This window comes from Shinella zoogloeoides (assembly GCF_030733845.1).
Taxonomy (GTDB): domain Bacteria; phylum Pseudomonadota; class Alphaproteobacteria; order Rhizobiales; family Rhizobiaceae; genus Shinella; species Shinella zoogloeoides_C.
Genome location: NZ_CP132311.1, coordinates 1,917,007 through 1,934,062 on the forward strand (window position 1 = coordinate 1,917,007; position 17,056 = coordinate 1,934,062).

The 17,056-nt window shown below is 64.9% G+C and carries 19 protein-coding genes; 4 read left to right on the forward strand and 15 right to left on the reverse strand.

The genetic code is table 11. The features are described 5' to 3' along the window. Positions 1–119: 119 nt before the first annotated feature. The 4 genes from ccoS to ccoG are packed head-to-tail and all read right to left on the reverse strand — an operon-like array spanning position 120 to position 4,622. Positions 120–275 carry a cbb3-type cytochrome oxidase assembly protein CcoS gene (ccoS, locus tag Q9316_RS10590; protein ID WP_244759221.1) on the reverse strand — a complete coding sequence of 52 codons (156 nt, stop codon included), beginning with the start codon at positions 273–275 and terminating at the stop codon, positions 120–122. After that, positions 272–2,557: a cation-translocating P-type ATPase gene (locus Q9316_RS10595; protein ID WP_306035123.1), complete on the reverse strand. Its 2,286-nt coding sequence runs from the start codon at positions 2,555–2,557 to the stop codon at positions 272–274. The genes ccoS and Q9316_RS10595 overlap by 4 nt, the downstream gene beginning before the upstream one ends. Beyond that, positions 2,554–3,051 carry a FixH family protein gene (locus Q9316_RS10600; protein ID WP_306035124.1) on the reverse strand — a complete coding sequence of 166 codons (498 nt, stop codon included), beginning with the start codon at positions 3,049–3,051 and terminating at the stop codon, positions 2,554–2,556. Before Q9316_RS10600 ends, Q9316_RS10595 begins: the two co-directional genes overlap by 4 nt. After that, the gene (ccoG, locus tag Q9316_RS10605) at positions 3,051–4,622 is read right to left on the reverse strand and encodes a cytochrome c oxidase accessory protein CcoG (RefSeq protein WP_306035125.1); all 1,572 of its coding nucleotides are present in this window, start codon (positions 4,620–4,622) and stop codon (positions 3,051–3,053) included. Before ccoG ends, Q9316_RS10600 begins: the two co-directional genes overlap by 1 nt. A 218-nt stretch (positions 4,623–4,840) precedes the next feature. Between ccoG and Q9316_RS10610 the strand changes: the two genes are divergently transcribed. The 3 genes from Q9316_RS10610 (at position 4,841) to Q9316_RS10620 (ending at position 6,465) form a co-directional block, all read left to right on the forward strand. Further along, positions 4,841–5,257, forward strand: coding sequence for an SRPBCC family protein (locus Q9316_RS10610; protein WP_306035126.1), 417 nt, complete (start codon positions 4,841–4,843; stop codon positions 5,255–5,257). Further along, positions 5,254–5,610: a VOC family protein gene (locus tag Q9316_RS10615; protein ID WP_306035127.1), complete on the forward strand. Its 357-nt coding sequence runs from the start codon at positions 5,254–5,256 to the stop codon at positions 5,608–5,610. Before Q9316_RS10610 ends, Q9316_RS10615 begins: the two co-directional genes overlap by 4 nt. Before the next feature lie 117 nt (positions 5,611–5,727). Further along, on the forward strand, positions 5,728–6,465 hold the full coding sequence (locus Q9316_RS10620; RefSeq protein ID WP_306035128.1) for a GGDEF domain-containing protein: 738 nt from the start codon (positions 5,728–5,730) through the stop codon (positions 6,463–6,465). A gap of 75 nt (positions 6,466–6,540) precedes the next feature. Here Q9316_RS10620 and ccoP read toward each other — a convergent pair whose 3' ends face one another. Genes ccoP through ccoN form a run of 4 tightly spaced genes read right to left on the reverse strand, consistent with a single transcriptional unit; the run spans position 6,541 to position 9,935 of the window. After that, the gene (gene ccoP, locus Q9316_RS10625) at positions 6,541–7,404 is read right to left on the reverse strand and encodes a cytochrome-c oxidase, cbb3-type subunit III (protein ID WP_306035129.1); all 864 of its coding nucleotides are present in this window, start codon (positions 7,402–7,404) and stop codon (positions 6,541–6,543) included. 2 nt (positions 7,405–7,406) lie between these two features. Then, positions 7,407–7,559 (reverse strand): cbb3-type cytochrome c oxidase subunit 3, encoded by a 153-nt coding sequence (locus Q9316_RS10630; protein ID WP_160784500.1) that lies wholly within the window; start codon positions 7,557–7,559, stop codon positions 7,407–7,409. A gap of 10 nt (positions 7,560–7,569) precedes the next feature. Beyond that, positions 7,570–8,301: a cytochrome-c oxidase, cbb3-type subunit II gene (gene ccoO, locus Q9316_RS10635; protein ID WP_306035130.1), complete on the reverse strand. Its 732-nt coding sequence runs from the start codon at positions 8,299–8,301 to the stop codon at positions 7,570–7,572. Between the two features lie 11 nt (positions 8,302–8,312). Then, positions 8,313–9,935 (reverse strand): cytochrome-c oxidase, cbb3-type subunit I, encoded by a 1,623-nt coding sequence (gene ccoN, locus Q9316_RS10640; protein ID WP_306035131.1) that lies wholly within the window; start codon positions 9,933–9,935, stop codon positions 8,313–8,315. A gap of 208 nt (positions 9,936–10,143) precedes the next feature. Here ccoN and Q9316_RS10645 point away from each other — a divergent pair, with 208 nt between their 5' ends. After that, a complete protein-coding gene (locus Q9316_RS10645) occupies positions 10,144–10,626 on the forward strand; it encodes a hemerythrin domain-containing protein (protein ID WP_306035132.1) in 483 nt (160 codons plus the stop codon). A gap of 2 nt (positions 10,627–10,628) precedes the next feature. Here Q9316_RS10645 and Q9316_RS10650 read toward each other — a convergent pair whose 3' ends face one another. The 7 genes from Q9316_RS10650 to Q9316_RS10680 form a co-directional block, all read right to left on the reverse strand. Beyond that, positions 10,629–11,255 (reverse strand): PAS domain-containing protein, encoded by a 627-nt coding sequence (locus Q9316_RS10650; RefSeq protein WP_306035133.1) that lies wholly within the window; start codon positions 11,253–11,255, stop codon positions 10,629–10,631. Positions 11,256–11,578: 323 nt separating this feature from the next. Continuing rightward, positions 11,579–12,508, reverse strand: a complete 930-nt coding sequence (locus tag Q9316_RS10655) for a lipid A biosynthesis lauroyl acyltransferase (protein WP_306035273.1) — start codon at positions 12,506–12,508, stop codon at positions 11,579–11,581. A gap of 10 nt (positions 12,509–12,518) precedes the next feature. After that, positions 12,519–13,547: a zinc-binding dehydrogenase gene (locus tag Q9316_RS10660; protein WP_306035134.1), complete on the reverse strand. Its 1,029-nt coding sequence runs from the start codon at positions 13,545–13,547 to the stop codon at positions 12,519–12,521. A gap of 34 nt (positions 13,548–13,581) precedes the next feature. Then, positions 13,582–14,868: a beta-ketoacyl-ACP synthase gene (locus Q9316_RS10665; RefSeq protein WP_306035136.1), complete on the reverse strand. Its 1,287-nt coding sequence runs from the start codon at positions 14,866–14,868 to the stop codon at positions 13,582–13,584. A gap of 10 nt (positions 14,869–14,878) precedes the next feature. Beyond that, on the reverse strand, positions 14,879–16,078 hold the full coding sequence (locus Q9316_RS10670) for a beta-ketoacyl-ACP synthase (RefSeq protein WP_306035137.1): 1,200 nt from the start codon (positions 16,076–16,078) through the stop codon (positions 14,879–14,881). Between the two features lie 2 nt (positions 16,079–16,080). Beyond that, positions 16,081–16,563, reverse strand: coding sequence for a 3-hydroxyacyl-ACP dehydratase FabZ family protein (locus Q9316_RS10675; RefSeq protein WP_306035138.1), 483 nt, complete (start codon positions 16,561–16,563; stop codon positions 16,081–16,083). A 121-nt stretch (positions 16,564–16,684) separates the two neighbouring features. Continuing rightward, on the reverse strand, positions 16,685–16,969 hold the full coding sequence (locus Q9316_RS10680; protein WP_150129872.1) for an acyl carrier protein: 285 nt from the start codon (positions 16,967–16,969) through the stop codon (positions 16,685–16,687). Positions 16,970–17,056 lie beyond the last annotated feature (87 nt).

The following is a 17,056-nucleotide window of genomic DNA, read 5'->3' on the forward strand; positions in this document are numbered from 1 at the left end:
GAAAGCGCCGCGCGAAAGAAGAGTGGGGAGCTTGGGCTCCAACCGTGGTGTTTTGGCATTCAAATCGATTTACGACAAGGAATTGTTTGTTCGAGCAGTGTTTTTAGAACCAGTCGAAATCAGCGTCCCGGCCTGTCGTCCCCGTCGTCGAGCACGCGCCAGGCGGCGCCCTCGACATCGTCGTACTGGCCGCTTTTCAGCGACCAGAGGAAGGCACCGAGGCCGAGCGCGCCGAGGAAAAGCGCGATGGGGATGAGGAAGATCAGCGTGTTCATGCGGCTTGCACCAGGGGTTTGAGCGGCCGGGCCTCGTCCGCCGCGCGCATCGCGAAGGCGGGTATGCTTCCGCGCAGGCGCAGCGAGTTCACCACCACGATGATCGAGGATGTGGACATGGCGATGGCGGCGATCAGCGGCGTTGCGTGGCCGAGGATCGCTATCGGCACGGCGATGACATTGTAGCCGATGGCGAGCGCGAAATTCTGCCGGATGAGCCGGCCGGCGCGCCGCGCCGTCTCGACGGCGAAGGGCACAGCCTCGAGGCTTTCGTGCAGGAAGACGAAGTCCGCCGCTTGCCGGCCGACATCGGCGGCGGTCGCGGGTGCCATCGAGACATGGGCGGCAGCGAGCGCGGGCGCGTCGTTGATGCCGTCGCCGACCATCAGCACGCGATGGCCGCCGGCGGCGCGCTCGGTGACCGATTCCGTCTTTTCGCGCGGCGAGAGGGCGGCGCGCCAGCGGGCGATGCCGAGCAGACCGGCGATGCGGGAGACCGCAGGCGCGCGATCGCCGGAGAGGATGGCCATCTCGATGCCGTCCCGCTTCAGGGCGCTCACCGTCTCGGCGGCCCCGGCGCGCAGCGCATCCTCGAAGCGGAAGACTTCCAGCACCGCGCCGTCACGCGACAGCACGACCTCCGACAGCCCATGCTCCTCCTCGCCCGCCGCGGCCTTGCCGCAGGCGAAAGCGCGGTTGCCGAGGCGAAGCAGGCCTTGCGGCGTCGCGGCCTCGAGCCCGCCGCCGGCAACCTCGGTCACCGCGTCGATGACGGGCGCGGGGCCGGCATTGGCGCCGGCAAGCGCCATCGAGAGCGGATGGCGCGAATGCACGGCGAGCGCGACCGCCAGCGCAAGATTGGCCCGGCTGACCTTGCCCCGGTCGACGAGACGCGGCCTGCCGAGCGTCAGCGTCCCGGTCTTGTCGAAGATGGCGGTATCGATCTCGGCAAGGCGTTCCATGCCGGACCCGTCCTTCACCATGACGCCGCCGGCAAAGAGGCGGCCGGCCGCGACGACCTGTACGACCGGCACGGCAAGGCCAAGCGCGCAAGGGCAGGTGATGATCAGCACGGCGATGGCGACGAGCATGGCATGCTTCCAGTCGCCGTCATAAAAGCCCCAGCCGAGGAAGGAGGCGAGCGCCAGGAGATGCACGGCCGGCGAATAGACCTGCGCCGCCCGGTCGGCGATGCGGCGATAGCGCGCCCTTCCCCCTTCGGCGGCTTCCATGAGGCCGATGACTTCCGACAGGAAGGAGTTGCGCGCCGTGGCGACGGCTTCTACGGTCAGCGAACCGGTGAGGTTCATGGCCCCGGCCTCCAGCCGGGTGCCCGGCGCGGCGGCGAGCGGATCGCTCTCGCCGTTGACGATCGAGCGGTCGATATCGCTGACGCCGGCGATGACCCGGCAATCGACGGGGATGCGCTCGCCGGCCGCGACGGAAAGATGCTCGCCGACGGCGATCTCCTCGACAGGGCGATAGTCGCGCGAACCATCCGGCCTGACGACCATGGCGCCGCGCGGCGAGAGGCGCGCAAGGCCGGTGATCGCGGAGCGGGCGCGGTCGCGCATGACATGGTCGAGCGTGCGGCCGATGAGCAGGAAGAACAGGAGGCTGACCGTCGCATCGAACCAGGCGTGCTCGGCGCTGTGCAGGGTCTCCCAGAGCGAGACGGCATAGGACAGCGTGATGGCGAGCGCGATGGGCACGTCCATGTTGGTGCGGCCGTGGCGGACGGCGTTCCAGGCGGACTGGTAGAAGAAGCGGCCGGCATAGATCAGCGTCGGGCCGGCGATGAAGGCGGAAATCCAGTGGAAGAGGTCGCGCGTCGCCGCCTCGGCTCCCGACCAGACGGAGACCGACAGAAGCATGATGTTCGTTGCCGCGAAGCCCGAAACGGCCACGGCGCGGATGAGCTGGTTGCGCAGGCGGTCGTCGCCTTCGGCGGCGAGCGAGAAGAGATGCGCGTCGTAGCCGGTCGCGCGGATGGCAGCCGCAAGCGCCTGCGGATCCGTCGGCCGGCCGTCGACCTCCTCTTTCCAGACCACGGAGACGCGGCGCGTGGAGAGGTTGACACGGGCGCGCGCCACTTCCGGCAGCCTGTTCAGCGCGCCCTCGACGGTGGTGATGCAGGTGCCGCAATGGACGCCGGGCACGCTGAGATCGCTCTGGCGCAGCCCCTCGCCGACCGAACGGCTCGCCAGCATCAGCTCTTCGGAGGACGGCAGCGCGCGCAGCGCCTCGGCGGCGCCCTCCGTTCCCGGTGCGCAGCAGCTCATTTCACGCCTCCCGCGACCACAGTGCGGAGCGTCTGGTGGAAGACCTTCGCACCGTCGCGTGTCGTGCCGATATCGACGATCCACTGGCCGGCCGGCACGTCGCGCTCGGCAGCGAAAAGCCCCTGCCCGGCCGGGACCAGAATCACGGTGAAATCCTTGCGTTCGTCCACCGGGCTCTTGAAGACGGCCAGGACGTCGTCGGCAAGAAGCGGCGCGCCCTTGGCATCGACGATGCGATAGGCGATGCGGCTATCTTCGATCGTGAGATTTCCTTCGATGCCGCTGGCCGCCAGCTCCTTGGCCAGCGCCACCTTGCCATTGAACTGCTGGCTGGCGACATAGGTGTTCTGCACCACGAGGCCGCTCCAGCTATGCGAGGCGTTCCAGGCCATGATGAGGTTGACGGTGATGATCGTTCCGAAGAACAGCACCATGACGGCCATCATGTGCCAGCCGGTGAAGACGAAACCCTGCTGCTTGCGTTCTGCGGCCATCACCTTGCTCCCGGCGTGTTGAAATTGGCGGAATAGACGTCGCGCTCGTGGCCCTGCCGGTCCTCGGCGATAATCTGGAAACCTTCGGCCGCTTCCGCAATCCGGCTCTTCGGCAGGGTCACGAAAACGCGCAGCGCCGTCACCTTGTCCGGATCGACCGGCACGTCGACGCTGCGCCCGCCCACGTCGTCATGGCCGGATATCTTCATGGTCGCGCCCGGCATGCCCTCGATCGAGACGGTGATGACGCGCGGCTCGGGGATCATGTTGAGCAGCTTCACGCCGTAGCCGTTGCGGATCGAGCCGTCCGATTCGACGACGAATTGCGGATTGCGGTCGTGGATCACGTTGAGGTCCAGCCGGTCGCGCGACAGCAGCGCAAAGAGCAGCGCGAAGCCCGCCAGCGACCAGATGCCGAAGTAGAGCATCGTGCGCGGGCGGAAGATGATGCGCCAGTTGAAATGCCTGACCTTGTCGTCGAACCGGCCGTTCCCGTCGCGTACCCGTTTCGGATCGACGGCAGCCGTGCCGCCGGCCGTCGCCAGCGCCATGTTGGCCGAATAGTCCGACAGGGTGGCATAGGCGATGAGGCCGCGCTCCTTGCCGATCTTGTCCATGACGTTGTCGCAGGCGTCGATGCACAGCGCGCAGGTGATGCATTCCATCTGCTGGCCGTCGCGGATGTCGATGCCCATGGGACAGACGACGACGCAGGCGTTGCAATCCACGCAGTCGCCGACGCTCTCGCCGGCGGCGATCGCCTTCTTGGCATGGCGGGTGCGCGGCTCGCCCCGCCAGTCGTTGTAGGTGACGACGAGCGAGCTTTCGTCGAGCATCGCCGCCTGGATGCGCGGCCAGGGGCACATATAGGTGCAGACCTGCTCGCGCATCAGCCCGCCGAAAATATAGGTCGTGGCCGTCAGGATCGCGACGGTGATGTAGGCGACGGGCGGAGCCCGCAGCGTGGCGAAATTGACGAGCAGTGTCGGCGCATCGGCAAAGTAGAAGATCCACGCGCCGCCCGTCGCCACCGCGATCACCAGCCAGATCGCGTGCTTGCTGACGCGCTTCCAGACCTTGGCGAGCGTCCACGGCCCGGTGTCGAGCTTGATGCGCGCGTTGCGATCGCCCTCGATCGCCCGTTCCACGACGAGGAAGAGATCGACCCACACCGTCTGCGGACAGGCATAGCCGCACCAGGCACGCCCGACCGCCGAGGTGACGAGGAAGAGCCCGAAGCCCGCCATGACGAGCAGACCCGCCACGAAGAAGAATTCCTGCGGCCATATCTCGATGAAGAAGAAGTAGAAGCGGCGGCCGGCAAGATCGACCAGCACCGCCTGGTCCGGCGCGTGCGGGCCGCGGTCCCACCTGATCCACGGTGTCAGATAGTAGATGCCGAGCGTGATCAGCATCACCAGCCACTTGAACTGCCGGAAACGGCCTTCCGCCCGCTTCGGGAAGATCTTCTTGCGCTTCTCGTAGAGCGGCTTGCGCACCTTCGCCGAGTTGACGGGCTCCGCCTCGTGGCGCTCGACGGAACTGTAGATGGTGGTGGAATTCTGTTGCATTGGGATCGGCCGCACCTGTCGTTGTGCCGGCACAATGACGCCAACAAGAGCGGCCATCGTTGATCTACGTCAAGTTTTCGGCATGGAAGGGCGTGGCGGGTTGCCGCATCGTATGCACGCGCACCGCCGGTCCATAACCATCAAGCGCCGAATGTTCACTTTTCGTTCGACATTCGCCCAGCCTTTCCTTTATCCTTGGAACTCAAGAGGAGAAAGAGATGACCACCCTGCCCGCCCGCATCATCCATCGGTCCATCCAGCGCGACTGGCGCGCCGTCTATGCCTTTGCCTGCAAGCCCGAGAACATGCCCCGCTGGGCCTCGGGCCTCGCATCGGGCCTGACGCGCGACGGCGAGGACTGGATCGCCGATGGCGGGCCGGTCGGAAACGTACGCGTGCGCTTTTTGCCGCCAAACGATTTCGGCGTCATCGACCACACGGTGACATTGCCCGACGGCACCAGGGTGGAAAACGCGCTGCGCGTCGTGCCGAATGGCGATGGCGCCGAAGTGATGTTCACGCTGCTGCGGCAGCCGGATATGGACGACGCAGCCTTCGAGCAGGATGCCGCCCATGTGGCGCGCGACCTCGATGCGCTGGCAAGGCTTATGGAAGAAGAGGAGACACGCCGATGAGCGGCAAGGGTGCGGATCGCAAGATCGACTATATCGAGTTCAACGTCGCGGACATCGCGAAAAGCAAGGCCTTCTACGGCGGCGCCTTCGGCTGGACCTTCACCGACTACGGGCCGCAATATTGCGAATTCCAGGACGGCCGCCTCACCGGCGGCTTCACGACGACGGCGCCGGTGAAAGCAAACGGCGGCCCGCTCGTCATCCTCTTCGCGGACGATCTGGAAGACGCGCTGGCGCGCGTAGAGAAGGCGGGCGGGACGATCGTCAAGCCGATCTTCGACTTCCCCGGCGGCCGGCGTTTCCAGTTCACCGACCCCGACGGCTACGAGCTTGCGGTCTGGTCCGACCGGTAAAAGCCTTCCGTAACGTCAATATAAAGGCTCGGGTGACTTTTATCGAAGGAATTCAGGCTTTTTCAATCAGACGCTTCTACGCAGAGCCCACGGTTGAAACGGACGTGGGCTCGCTCGATGTACAAGATCCTCGGCAAGACTTTGCTGGTCGCGGTGCTCTCGGTGCTCGCCTCGCTGGCGATCAGCTTCGCCTTCGTACCGATGCTGGGCGGCAAGGTGGCGGGCGCCGGTCTCGTCATGACGATCGCCTGCCCCATCGCCATCTCGATTCCGGCCTCGTTCCTGCACTTCTGGCAGGCGGAAAGGCTGCGCCTGGCCAATACCGCGCTGGCCGAAGCAAGGGACGAGCTTGCCGCCGCCTATGCCCGCCTGCAGCATCAGGCGCGGCGCGACGCGCTTACCGGCGTGCTCAACCGGGCCGCGTTCATGACCGAACTCGAGGCGCATAGCCGCACGGGCGCGCACGGCGCCCTACTGTTTCTCGATGTGGATCATTTCAAGTCGGTCAACGACCGGTTCGGCCATGCGGCGGGCGACGAGGCGCTGAGCATCATCGGCGCACTGCTGTCAGGTCTCTCCGGGGAACGCGACCTCGTCGGGCGGCTGGGCGGCGAGGAGTTCGCGGTCTTCCTGCACGAAGCCTCGGTCACGCGCATGCTCGACCACTCCCAGACGATCCGCGAGGCGGTGGAAGCCATCGACCTCAGCACGCCGGCGGGCATCCGCATCGCGCTCGGCATCAGCATCGGCGCCTTCCACTGCGCCCCGCGCTTCGACCCCGCCGAGGCGCTCGCCGCCTCCGACCGCAACCTCTATCGCGCGAAATCATCCGGCAGGAACACGGTCGTCGCCTGAAGGCCGCGTTTGCCGTCCATATGAAAAAAAGGCCGCGGAAACCGCGGCCTTTCGTTCGTCCGATAAGGCAAGACTTTACTCGCCGCCACCAAGCGAATGCACGAAGACGGCGAGCTGCTTGACGGCGGGATCGCCGAGGCGGGGCAGCCATGCGGGCATGACGCCGTGCTTGGGCGAGCGGACCTGCGCGGCGACGGCGGCTTCCCCCTCGCCCTTCAGCCAGATCGCGTCGGCAAGGTTCGGTGCGCCCATCTCGCGCATGCCCTTGGCGTCCTCGCCATGGCAGGCCGCGCAATTGTCGGCGAAGATCTGCTTGCCGGGCTCGACCAGTGCGGCATCCGAGGGCGTCGCCGTCAGGCTGACGACATAGGCCGCGACCTGCTTGATCTCTTCCGGCTGGAGCATATCGGCATAGGCAGGCATCTCCGAGGTGCGGGTCTCGTCGTCGCCTGGATGGCGGATGCCGTGGGCGATGGTCTGGTAGATGTCGTCCACCGTGCCGCCCCAGACCCAGTCGTCGTCGTTGAGGTTCGGGAAGCCGACGAAGCCGGCCGCGCCCGAGCCGTGGCACTGAGCACAGTTGACCTTGAAGGCCGAGGCGCCGCCGGCGATCGCGAATTGCGAGAGCTGAGGATCGGCCATGATCTCCTGGAGCGACGACTTGGCGATCTGGTCGACGAACCCGGACTGGGCCTGCTTGGCGCTGGCGAGCTCGGCGGCGACATTGGCGCGGCTCGACCAGCCGAGCGTGCCCTTCGTCGCATCCGAGATCAGCGGCCAGGCCGGGAAGAAGATCGTATAGCCGATCGCCCAGAGGATCGTGGCGTAGAACGTCCAGACCCACCAGCGCGGCATCGGGTTGTTCAGTTCGCGGATGCCGTCCCATTCGTGGCCGGTGGTTTCGACGCCCGAGATTTCATCGATGTGTTTCTCGGCCATGATCAGTCCTCCTTGAGAGGGATTTCAGCGGCCCGTTCGGCGGCCTTGCGGGCGCCGGGGCGCAGGGTGAAGAGAACGACGGCCAGGAAGAACAGCGTCATGGCGAGCAGGCCCCAGCTGTCGGCGAAGTGGCGCATGGCGGTATAGGTTTCCATGGGTCCCTCCTCAGCGGTAACCGGCGGCATCGTCATAGGTGGAGAAATCCACCAGCGTGCCGAGCATTTGCAGATAGGCGACGAGCGCATCCATTTCGGTGAACCTGGCCGGATCGCCGTCGAAATCGCCGAACTTGGCCTTCGGGTAGCGGGCCTCGACGCCTGACGTATCGGCGTTCGGATCAGCCTGCGCCTTCATGTCGGCCTCGGCATTTTCCACCATCTCGTCCGTATAGGGCACGCCGACGGCGCGATTGGCCGACAGGTGCATCGAGACGTTCTTCACCGCCAGCGGTGTTTCCTTGAGGAAAGCGTAGCTCGGCATCACCGATTCCGGCACGACCGAGCGCGGCTCGATCAGGTGCTGGACATGCCACTCGTTGGAATAGCGGTCGCCGACGCGGGCAAGGTCCGGTCCGGTGCGCTTGGAGCCCCACTGGAACGGATGGTCGTACATCGATTCCGCCGCCAGCGAATAATGCCCGTAGCGCTCCACCTCGTCGCGGAACGGCCGGATCATCTGGCTGTGACAGACATAGCAGCCTTCGCGTACGTAGATGTCGCGGCCCGCAAGCTCCAGCGGCGAGTAGGGCCGCATGCCCTCCACCTTCTCGATGGTGTTTTCCAGGTAGAACAACGGGGCGATCTCGACGATGCCGCCGATGGAGACGACGAGCAGCGAGCCGACGAGGAGAAGCGTCGCGTTGCGTTCGAGGATGGCGTGTTTATCAAGAATGGACATCGTGTCCCCTCCTATTCGGCCGGCTGGAGCGCGGGCGCGGCGCCCGGGATCGGGGCCTCGTCACGCTGGTAGCCGAGGATTGTCATGGTCACGTTGTAGGCCATGATGAGCGCCCCCAGGAGGAACAGCCCGCCGCCGACGGCGCGCAGCACGTAATAGGGGAACATGGCGGCGATCGTTTCGGCGAAGGAATAGACCAGGAAGCCCTGCTCGTCGTATTCGCGCCACATCAGGCCCTGCTGGATGCCGGCGACCCACATGACGGCGGCGTAGACGACGATGCCGAGCGTGGCGAGCCAGAAGTGCCAGTTGACCATGCGGATCGAGTAGAGCCGCTCGCGGTTCCACAGCTTCGGAACGAGGAAATAGACCGCGCCGAAGGTGATGAGCCCGTTCCAGCCGAGCGCGCCGGAATGTACGTGGCCGATCGTCCAGTCCGTGTAGTGGCTGAGCGAGTTGACCGACTTGATCGACATCATCGGACCTTCGAAGGTCGCCATGCCGTAGAAGGCGATGGCCATGACCATCATGCGCACGATCGGGTCGGTGCGGATCTTGTCCCAGGCGCCCTGGAGCGTCATCAGGCCATTGATCATGCCGCCCCACGAGGGCATCCAGAGCATGACCGAGAAGACCATGCCGAGCGTCTGCGCCCAGTCCGGCAGCGCCGTATAGTGCAGATGGTGCGGGCCGGCCCAGATATACATGAAGATCAGCGCCCAGAAGTGGATGATCGACAGGCGGTAGGAATAGACCGGACGGTTCACCTGCTTGGGGACGAAATAGTACATCATGCCGAGGAAGCCGGCCGTCAGGAAGAAGCCCACGGCATTGTGGCCGTACCACCACTGCGTCAGCGCATCCTGCACGCCGGCGAAGGCCGAGTAGCTCTTCACGCCGAGGAACGAGGCCGGCACCGCAAGGTTGTTGACGATGTGCAGCATGGCGATGGTGACGATGAAGCCAAGGTAGAACCAGTTCGCCACATAGATGTGCGGTTCCTTGCGCGTCATGATCGTGCCGAGGAAGGCGATCAGGTAGGCGACCCAGACGATCGTCAGCCAGATGTCGACATACCATTCCGGCTCGGCATATTCCCTGCCCTGCGTGATACCGAGCAGATAGCCGGTGGCGGCCATGACGATGAAGAGCTGGTAGCCCCAGAACACGAACCAGCCGAGATTGCCGCCGAAGAGACGGGCCCGCGAGGTGCGCTGCACGACATAGAAGGACGTGGCGATCAGCGCATTGCCGCCGAAAGCGAAGATCACGGCCGAGGTGTGCAGCGGGCGCGTGCGCCCGAAGTTCAGCCAGGGCTCGATGTTGAGGTCGGGAAAGGCGAGCTGCGCCGCCACGAAGACGCCGACCAGGAAGCCGACGACGCCCCAGAACACGGTGGCGATGACACCGTACTTGATGACCTCGTCGAAATAGCCGCCCGCGTCCGCCGGGGACGGAGCGGGCATGGCGGGCGCAAACGAGATGCGCCGCACCATGACGAGCGTGCCGGCCAGCAGCACGAAGAAGAGGACCCACATATGGGCCTCGAAGAGCCTGTCCTCGGCAAATGCCGCGCCGAGCAGGGCGATGAACGCCCCCACGGCCAGGACGATCGTTTCCGTTACATATTTCACGTTGGCATCCCCCAACTCGTCAACCACTCGCGGCGACCGGTTCCCGCACGGAATCGGCCATTGCGCTCGAATGAGCCTTCGCAGATGCGCCCGTCGGCATCCTTGACATGGATCAAGGCGAGCGACGGAAGCGGACGGCATCAAGGGACAGGTTGACGCAGCCGCGCGTCGAAGCACCCGCGGCTCTTCCCAAACGAGGAAGCAAGACATGACGGATTACACAGGCATCGCCCGGCTGCTTTCGGATCGCCCGACGGACGCCGTTTCACTCGACTGGCTGAAAAAGGCCCATGACGCCCAGTTGACGCTGTGCACGGCACTGGAAGAGATCGCCGACAGCCTGCCGGCGAACATCAACCGGCAGAAATGCATCTACGCGGCGAAATCCCTGATACCGCTGATAAACGGCATCCATCGCTATGAGGAGGAAGCGTTGTTTCCCATGCTGGCGACCGGCAGCGCCGGCAGGCAGGAAATGACCGACACCATCGCGCGGCTGAAGTTCGAGCATGTCGAGGACGAATGCTTCGCCGAAGAGCTCACCGACACGCTGACGCGGCTCGGCAGCGGCGACGAGACCGTGAACGCTGAAGCCGCGGGCTACATGCTCCGCGGCTTCTTTGAATCGATCCGGCGTCATATCGCCTTCGAGCAGCAATTCATGCTGCGCGGGGCGAAGCTCGCCTCGTAGGCTCAGGCGGCCATGGGATCGGCCGATTCCAGGAGTTCCTGAAGCACGAGGATGGCGCCGAGCACGCTGCCGGCGGCCGACATGCAGGGCGTCATGCGGCAGCGTGTGATGGCATTGCCGCGGCGTGAGGAAATGTAGTCGTATTCGACCACCTCCCCCGCAAAGCAACGGTCCAGATGCCGCTTCACGCGACTTTCGAACCGCTGCACACCGATGAATTCGACGACATGGCGCCCCACGAGGTCGATCGGCTTCTCGCTGAAGCGCTCGGCGTTCAGCGAGTTGGAATAGAGGTAGCGGTAATCCGTCGTGATGACCGCGACCCGATCCGGCAGGCTGTCGAGGATCGCCTCGTTGAGCAGTCCGTCCTCGACGACCCGCGGCGCGCTCAGGGGACGTGCATTTTCCGACGGCCTGAGCTCGAATGGGCGAGCCGCCTCCTCCGTCCCGAAGTAGCGATTCAGCAGAAACTTGAGATTATGCGCCTGCCGGAGCACGCAGGCCTTGTCTTCCGCCTCTTCCCGGAGAAGATCCACCACGAATTGGAACTGGGCGCGGAGTTCGGAGACGTCGCTCGCCTCCTTGTGCAACACGGCCGTCAGGGCCGGTTCGATTTCCCTGTCCAGCATGGAAATGAGTCTTTCATTTCCCGTTTTCACCGCATGCTGAAGTTGTGAATACTTAAACCAGAACAACTCTACAAGAGCTTTCAATTCATGCTCCCTGAATTGCTGAAATCTACAGCAATTACGTCACCACATTATTTAATAGGTTCACAAACGAGCTAGATTTTGACTGTTTCCTCCACCCAATTCGCCGTCCAAAGCGCATACATTAGCAAAATGGTAACAGCGCGCAGGGAGATGTCAAACCCATAATGGGACAAAAATCTGATAATTTCGGAAACTGAACGTATTCAGATTAAAAGCGCAAAGAAAGAAATAGTAAGCGCTCAAGTAATGAGGCTGTGCTTGATGTTCCAGCGGTCGTGATACCAGAGCCACTGGCCGGGATATTCCCGAACCCACTGCTCGACCTTGTCGTTGAGCATCTGCGCCGTCGCCTCGACGTCGACCGAGCCGTTCGCCCGGCGGGGAATGTCCATCGCCGGCTCCAGCTCCAGACGGTAGCGGTTATCGGGAAGGCGTACGCAGCGCGCCGGGTAGACCTCGCAGTTGAACTGGCGCACGAGCTTGGCGAGCAGCGGGTTGGTCTGCACGTCGCGGCCGAAGAATGTCGTGTGCAGGCCCTTGGTGAACTTCTGGTCGACGAGGATGCCGACCGGCCCGCCGCCCTCCAGCTTGCGGGCGAGCGTGAAGGAGGAGCCGGCATGGGAGGGCACGAGCTCGCCCATGCGCGCGCGGCGGAACTCGAACACCTTGTCGGCGACGTAGGGATTGTTCGGCGGGCGGAACAGCACCGTTACATCCAGCCCGAAGGCGGCACCGGCGACCGGCAGAAGCTCGAAATTTCCGGTATGGGCGGTGAAGACGATGAAGGGCCGCGGATTGTCGCGCAGGTCCAGGAAGAGCGGGATGCCCGAGACTTCGACGCGGCCGGGCGTCGTCTTCTCCGGGTCGAAATCGAACAACCGGTCGAGGAAGACATATTCGGCGGCAAGCCGGCCCATATTGCCCCAGGCATCGAGCGCGATCGCCTCGATCTCCGCTGCGGACTTTTCGGGATAGGCATTGCGCAGGTTGGTGAGCGTCAGCTTGTGGCGGCGCGTCTTCGGGCCGACCCAGCGCGCGACGCGATCGGCGAAATTGATCGCACCGTCCGCCGGCAGGAGCTTCAGGAGGTTGAGCAGGCCGAAGGCGAATTGCGCCACCAGCCATTGCTTGAAGTTCCTGAGCGCCAGGACCAGGCGTGTGACGATCATCTTCACCGGATCAATCCAGCTTCAGGACGATCTTGCCGAAGATCTGGCGCGATTCCATGCGCTCCAGCGCCGTCGCGATGCCGTCGAAATTGATTTCCGTGTCGATGACCGGATGCACGATGCCGCGCGCCATCTTCTGCATGGCATCCGCCATGTTCTCCATGCGGCAGCCGAAGGAGCCCAGCAGCTTGAGCTGCTGCTGGAACAGCATCATCAGGTTCATGTCGGTGGAGACGCCCGAGGTGGAGCCGCAGGTGACGAGGCGACCGCCGCGCTTGAGGCACAGCATGGAGCCCGCCCAGGTGTCCTTGCCGACATGTTCGAAGACCACGTCGACGCCCCTCTTCTTCGTCAGCTTGCGCACGACGCCCTCGAAGCGATCCTCGCGGTAGTTGATGACGTGATCGGCGCCCAGCGCCTTGGCCTTCTCGATCTTGTCGTTCGAGCCGACGGTGGTGATGACGGTGCAGCCTATTTTCTTGGCGAGCTGGATCGCCGCCGTGCCGATGCCGGAGCCGCCGGCATGGACGAGGATCGTCTCGCCGGGCTCGAGCTTGGCGTTGTCGAAGAGCATGTGCTCCACCGTGCCGAAGGTGACGGGCGCAAGCGCCGCGCCGACCGCATCGACGCCGGGCGGTGCGGGCACCAGCAGGCGCGCGGGAAGGTTCACCTTCTCCTGCGCGAAGCCGTCGAGATGGAAGCCGTATACGCCGCCGACATGTTCGCACAGATTGTCGCGCTTCTCGCGGCAGGGCTTGCAGAGGCCGCAGGTGCGCGCGCCGTAGATCGAGACGAGCTGACCGGGCAGGACGTTGGAAACGCCCGGGCCGAGCGTTTCGACGACGCCGGCGGCCTCCGCGCCGATGACCAGCGGCATCTTGCGTTTGGCGAACGCCATGCCGCGCCAGCCCCAGACGTCGATATGGTTGAGGGCGACGGCCTTGACGCGCAGCGTCACCTCGCCGGGACCGGGCGCTTCCGGCTCCGGGATATCGGTGATTTCGAGCTTGCGATCGTCGAGGAGCTGGAGAGCGCGCATTGTGTTCTTCCGTATAAAGGGTCTGGCCGCCCGCTTAGGCGGGTTCGGCCGTCATGACAAGGCTGGCGTTCTGGCCGCCGAAACCGAAGGAATTCGACAGGACGGCGCTAACCTGCTTGTCGCGCTTCACGCCCGGCACGACGTCGAGCACGATGGCCGGGTCGGGGTTCTGGTAGTTGATGGTCGGCGGCAGGGTGCCGGTCAGCATGGTCTGGATCGAGAACACCGCCTCGACCGCGCCGGCCGCCGTCAGCGTGTGGCCGATCATCGACTTGTTGGAGGAGACCGGAATGCCCGCCAGCTTGTCGCCGAAGACGGTCGACATGGAGAGATATTCCATCTTGTCGTTTTCCGGCGTCGAGGTGCCATGGGCGTTGATATAGCCGATGCCGCTCTCGTCGATGCCCGCATCTTCCAGCGCCGCGCGGATCGTCGCGATGGCGGGGCCGCCGTCCGGCGAGGAGCGCGTGCGGTGGAAATGGTCGGCCTTCTCACCGCAGCCCTTGAGGATGCCGAGAACCTTGGCGCCGCGGGCGATGGCCGATTCCAGCGATTCCAGCACCAGCGTCGCCGCGCCTTCGGCGATGACGAAACCGTCGCGGTCCTTGCTGAACGGCTTGGAGGCCTTGGTCGGCGGGTCGTTCTGCGTGGAAAGCGCCGAGAGCAGCGCGAAGCGGATCAGCGCTTCTGCCGTCACCGATCCGTCGGTGCCGACGGTGAGCGCCCGGTCGGTGCGGCCCTGGCGGATCGCCTCGACGCCGAGCTGGATAGCCGTCGCGCCGGAAGCGCAGGCGGTCGACAGCGTCACCGGCAGGCCGCGCGTGCCGTAGCGGTCGGAAAGGCGTTCGGAGATCGAGCCGAAGGCCCAGGCCTCGTGCAGGCCGGCATCCGGCTTTTCGCGCAGCACGGCGAGGAAGCGGTCATAGGCATCGCCCGGGCGCTGCGAGACAGGCGCACGATCCGCAAGCGCGAAACGGTCGCGCCAGTCCGGCTCGATCGGCGGGGCGGCAAGGAAGAGCGGGCCGCCGAATTCGCCGGAAAGGCCGGCCTGCGCCAACGCCTCGTCCGTCGTCTCGCGGGCATAGGCATAGGAACGCTCGACCGGGTTCTCGACGGGCACTTCAATGAAATCGACCGTGCCGGAAATGCGGGTGTTGAGCCCATCCACCGGGAAACGGGTGATGCCGTGGATGCCGGACACGCCGCCGGTCAGCGCGGTCCAGTTGTCCTTGAGACCCTGCCCCAGCGAGGTGACGACGCCCATGCCGGTAACGGCGACGATGGGGCGACCGAGGTGATCCCTGTAAGCGGCTTTCGTCATGGCCGGTCCCTCACTTCTCTGCGGAAAGGATTGCGACGCCCTCGCCGCGCGAATGGCCGACCGTCGTGACGACGGCGGTCGCGGCGGGCGCGTCCATGGCCGCTTCTGCGGCCGTATCGAACGGGGCGACTTTCACACCAGCACCGAGCGTCAGCGCGGCGAGCGCGAGGCCGAGCGGGAACTGCGCCTCGAGCGACTGGCCGATGACGGCGCTGTAGCCGCGCACCGGGCTGCCGGAAAAGCGCTTGCCAAGCCAGTCCCTCTCGCGCTTCGTCACGTCATGAGCGCCGGATGCACCAGAGAAGACGACCGTTTGCGCGCCGTCTTCCGCGCCTTCGGACAGGCGCTCAAGACGTGCTTCCAGCCGCCCTTCGTCGCGCGAGCCACGGTCGCCGCCGATGGCATCGATGGTCGCGTAGATGCGCGCTCCGCGGGCTTCCGCATGATCGCGGGATTCGAGGATGAGGAAAGCGGCCGCCGAACCGGTGATGATGCCGCCGCCTGCGTTTTCGTCCCTCGACCAGAGCGGCGTCCAGCCGCCCGTCGCATGGGCGCCGATGGCTTCATAAAGCAGGATGACGTCCTGCCGCTCGGCGACGAGCGCGCTGCCGACCAGCGTGTGCGTCGACTGGCCGGCGCGGATGCGGTGGAAGGCGGTTTCGACGGCGCTGATGCCGGCCGCTTCCTCGCCCATGAAGGTACGCGAGGAGCCGGTGACCTTGTGCACGATGGAGATGTTGCCGGCGAGCAGGTTGGAAAGCTGGGCGAGGAAGAGCGTCGGACGCAGTTCCGTCGTCAGCTTCTCGTTGAGCAGGCGTTCACGGTCGTTGCGCTTCAGGCCCTCGTCGACGATCAGCGAATCCACGGCGATATCGCGCTCGCCGCCGCCGGCCGCCACGATCATGTCCATCGTGCCGCAGGCATCCGCATCGTCCTTGAAACCGGCATCATCGAGCGCCAGGCCCGCCGCGAAGACGCCGAGGCGCTGCCAGTTCTCCATCTGGCGCTGGTCGCCGCGCTTGGCGATCTGCTGGTTCCAGTCGATTTCCGGCATCGGATGGACCGGATAGGGCGCGAAACGCGCGGTCTCGATCTTCAGCTCCGGCGCCTTTGCGGCGCCGAGGATTTCCACATGGGCTTCGGCCCCGACACCGTGACAGGTGACGATGCCGACGCCGGTGATCACCACATCGTTGTTCGCCTTCGCCATGCTCACTTCCCTTCAGCGGACGCCGCCAGCGCCTCGAACAAACCCACCTCGCCCGCGCGCTTGCGCACGATATCGGCGAGCGGCACTTCGGCAAACGGCATGGTGCGCAATTTGAGCTGCGCGTCGCACACCTTCTTGCCGGACGACGAAATCTTCGCCTTCGTCACGGCGTAGCCCGAACCGTCATGCTCCAGCACGGCCTCGATGTCGAGCACCGCGTCGGGCTCGACGAAGGTGCGCATCTTGGCCCCGTCGACGCTCATCAGGAAGGGCATGGCGGCAAATTCGCTCGCCGCCAGCACCAGGAAGCCGGAGGCCTGCGCCATGGTTTCGATGAGGAGCACCCCCGGAACCAGCGGCATGCCGGGAAAATGGCCCTCGAAGACCGGACTTTTCGACGGCACGACGGAACGCGCCTTAAGCACGCGGCGCGCGCCGTCGACGGCTTCCACCCGGTCGATCATCTGGAAATATTCTAGCAGCATCGGATATGCCTCCGGCAGGTTCCGGAAAATCGAAAGGCCTGCCGAGGACGGCAGGCCGATAGCCACATGCACCGGGATCGTCCGGGACAGTGCCGCCCGGAGGCGGCAGGGCGCCGTCGTCTCAGGCCTTGGCAGCCCGCAGTTCGTCGATCTTCGCGCAGAGGTTCTTCAGGACGAAATACTCTTCCGTCGCGACCTTGCCCTCGTTGACGTCCTGCGTCCACTTTTCCAGCGGGATCTTGATGCCGAATTCCTTGTCGATCGCAAAGACGATGTCGAGGAAGTCCAGGCTGTCGATGCCGAGATCGTCGATCGTGTGGCTGTCCGGCGTGATCGTCTCGCGATCGATTTCGCTGGTTTCAGCAATGATGTCGGCAACCTTGTCGAATGTAGCAGTCACGCCCATACCTCATGAATCTATAGTTGGGGCGATCCTATATGGAAATCCGATGCAATTGCCAATGGGGTTGATGAGGGCCCTCGCATGATCCGC

Excerpts from the sequence above, each read along its gene's own strand:
- ccoS (WP_244759221.1), bottom strand. The coding sequence starts at position 275 with ATGAACACGCTGATCTTCCTCATCCCCATCGCGCTTTTCCTCGGCGCG.
- Q9316_RS10595 (WP_306035123.1), bottom strand. The coding sequence starts at position 2,557 with ATGAGCTGCTGCGCACCGGGAACGGAGGGCGCCGCCGAGGCGCTGCGC.
- Q9316_RS10600 (WP_306035124.1), bottom strand. The coding sequence starts at position 3,051 with ATGGCCGCAGAACGCAAGCAGCAGGGTTTCGTCTTCACCGGCTGGCAC.
- ccoG (WP_306035125.1), bottom strand. The coding sequence starts at position 4,622 with ATGCAACAGAATTCCACCACCATCTACAGTTCCGTCGAGCGCCACGAG.
- Q9316_RS10610 (WP_306035126.1), top strand. The coding sequence starts at position 4,841 with ATGACCACCCTGCCCGCCCGCATCATCCATCGGTCCATCCAGCGCGAC.
- Q9316_RS10615 (WP_306035127.1), top strand. The coding sequence starts at position 5,254 with ATGAGCGGCAAGGGTGCGGATCGCAAGATCGACTATATCGAGTTCAAC.
- Q9316_RS10620 (WP_306035128.1), top strand. The coding sequence starts at position 5,728 with ATGTACAAGATCCTCGGCAAGACTTTGCTGGTCGCGGTGCTCTCGGTG.
- ccoP (WP_306035129.1), bottom strand. The coding sequence starts at position 7,404 with ATGGCCGAGAAACACATCGATGAAATCTCGGGCGTCGAAACCACCGGC.
- Q9316_RS10630 (WP_160784500.1), bottom strand. The coding sequence starts at position 7,559 with ATGGAAACCTATACCGCCATGCGCCACTTCGCCGACAGCTGGGGCCTG.
- ccoO (WP_306035130.1), bottom strand. The coding sequence starts at position 8,301 with ATGTCCATTCTTGATAAACACGCCATCCTCGAACGCAACGCGACGCTT.
- Q9316_RS10645 (WP_306035132.1), top strand. The coding sequence starts at position 10,144 with ATGACGGATTACACAGGCATCGCCCGGCTGCTTTCGGATCGCCCGACG.
- Q9316_RS10650 (WP_306035133.1), bottom strand. The coding sequence starts at position 11,255 with ATGCTGGACAGGGAAATCGAACCGGCCCTGACGGCCGTGTTGCACAAG.
- Q9316_RS10655 (WP_306035273.1), bottom strand. The coding sequence starts at position 12,508 with ATGATCGTCACACGCCTGGTCCTGGCGCTCAGGAACTTCAAGCAATGG.
- Q9316_RS10660 (WP_306035134.1), bottom strand. The coding sequence starts at position 13,547 with ATGCGCGCTCTCCAGCTCCTCGACGATCGCAAGCTCGAAATCACCGAT.
- Q9316_RS10665 (WP_306035136.1), bottom strand. The coding sequence starts at position 14,868 with ATGACGAAAGCCGCTTACAGGGATCACCTCGGTCGCCCCATCGTCGCC.
- Q9316_RS10670 (WP_306035137.1), bottom strand. The coding sequence starts at position 16,078 with ATGGCGAAGGCGAACAACGATGTGGTGATCACCGGCGTCGGCATCGTC.
- Q9316_RS10675 (WP_306035138.1), bottom strand. The coding sequence starts at position 16,563 with ATGCTGCTAGAATATTTCCAGATGATCGACCGGGTGGAAGCCGTCGAC.
- Q9316_RS10680 (WP_150129872.1), bottom strand. The coding sequence starts at position 16,969 with ATGGGCGTGACTGCTACATTCGACAAGGTTGCCGACATCATTGCTGAA.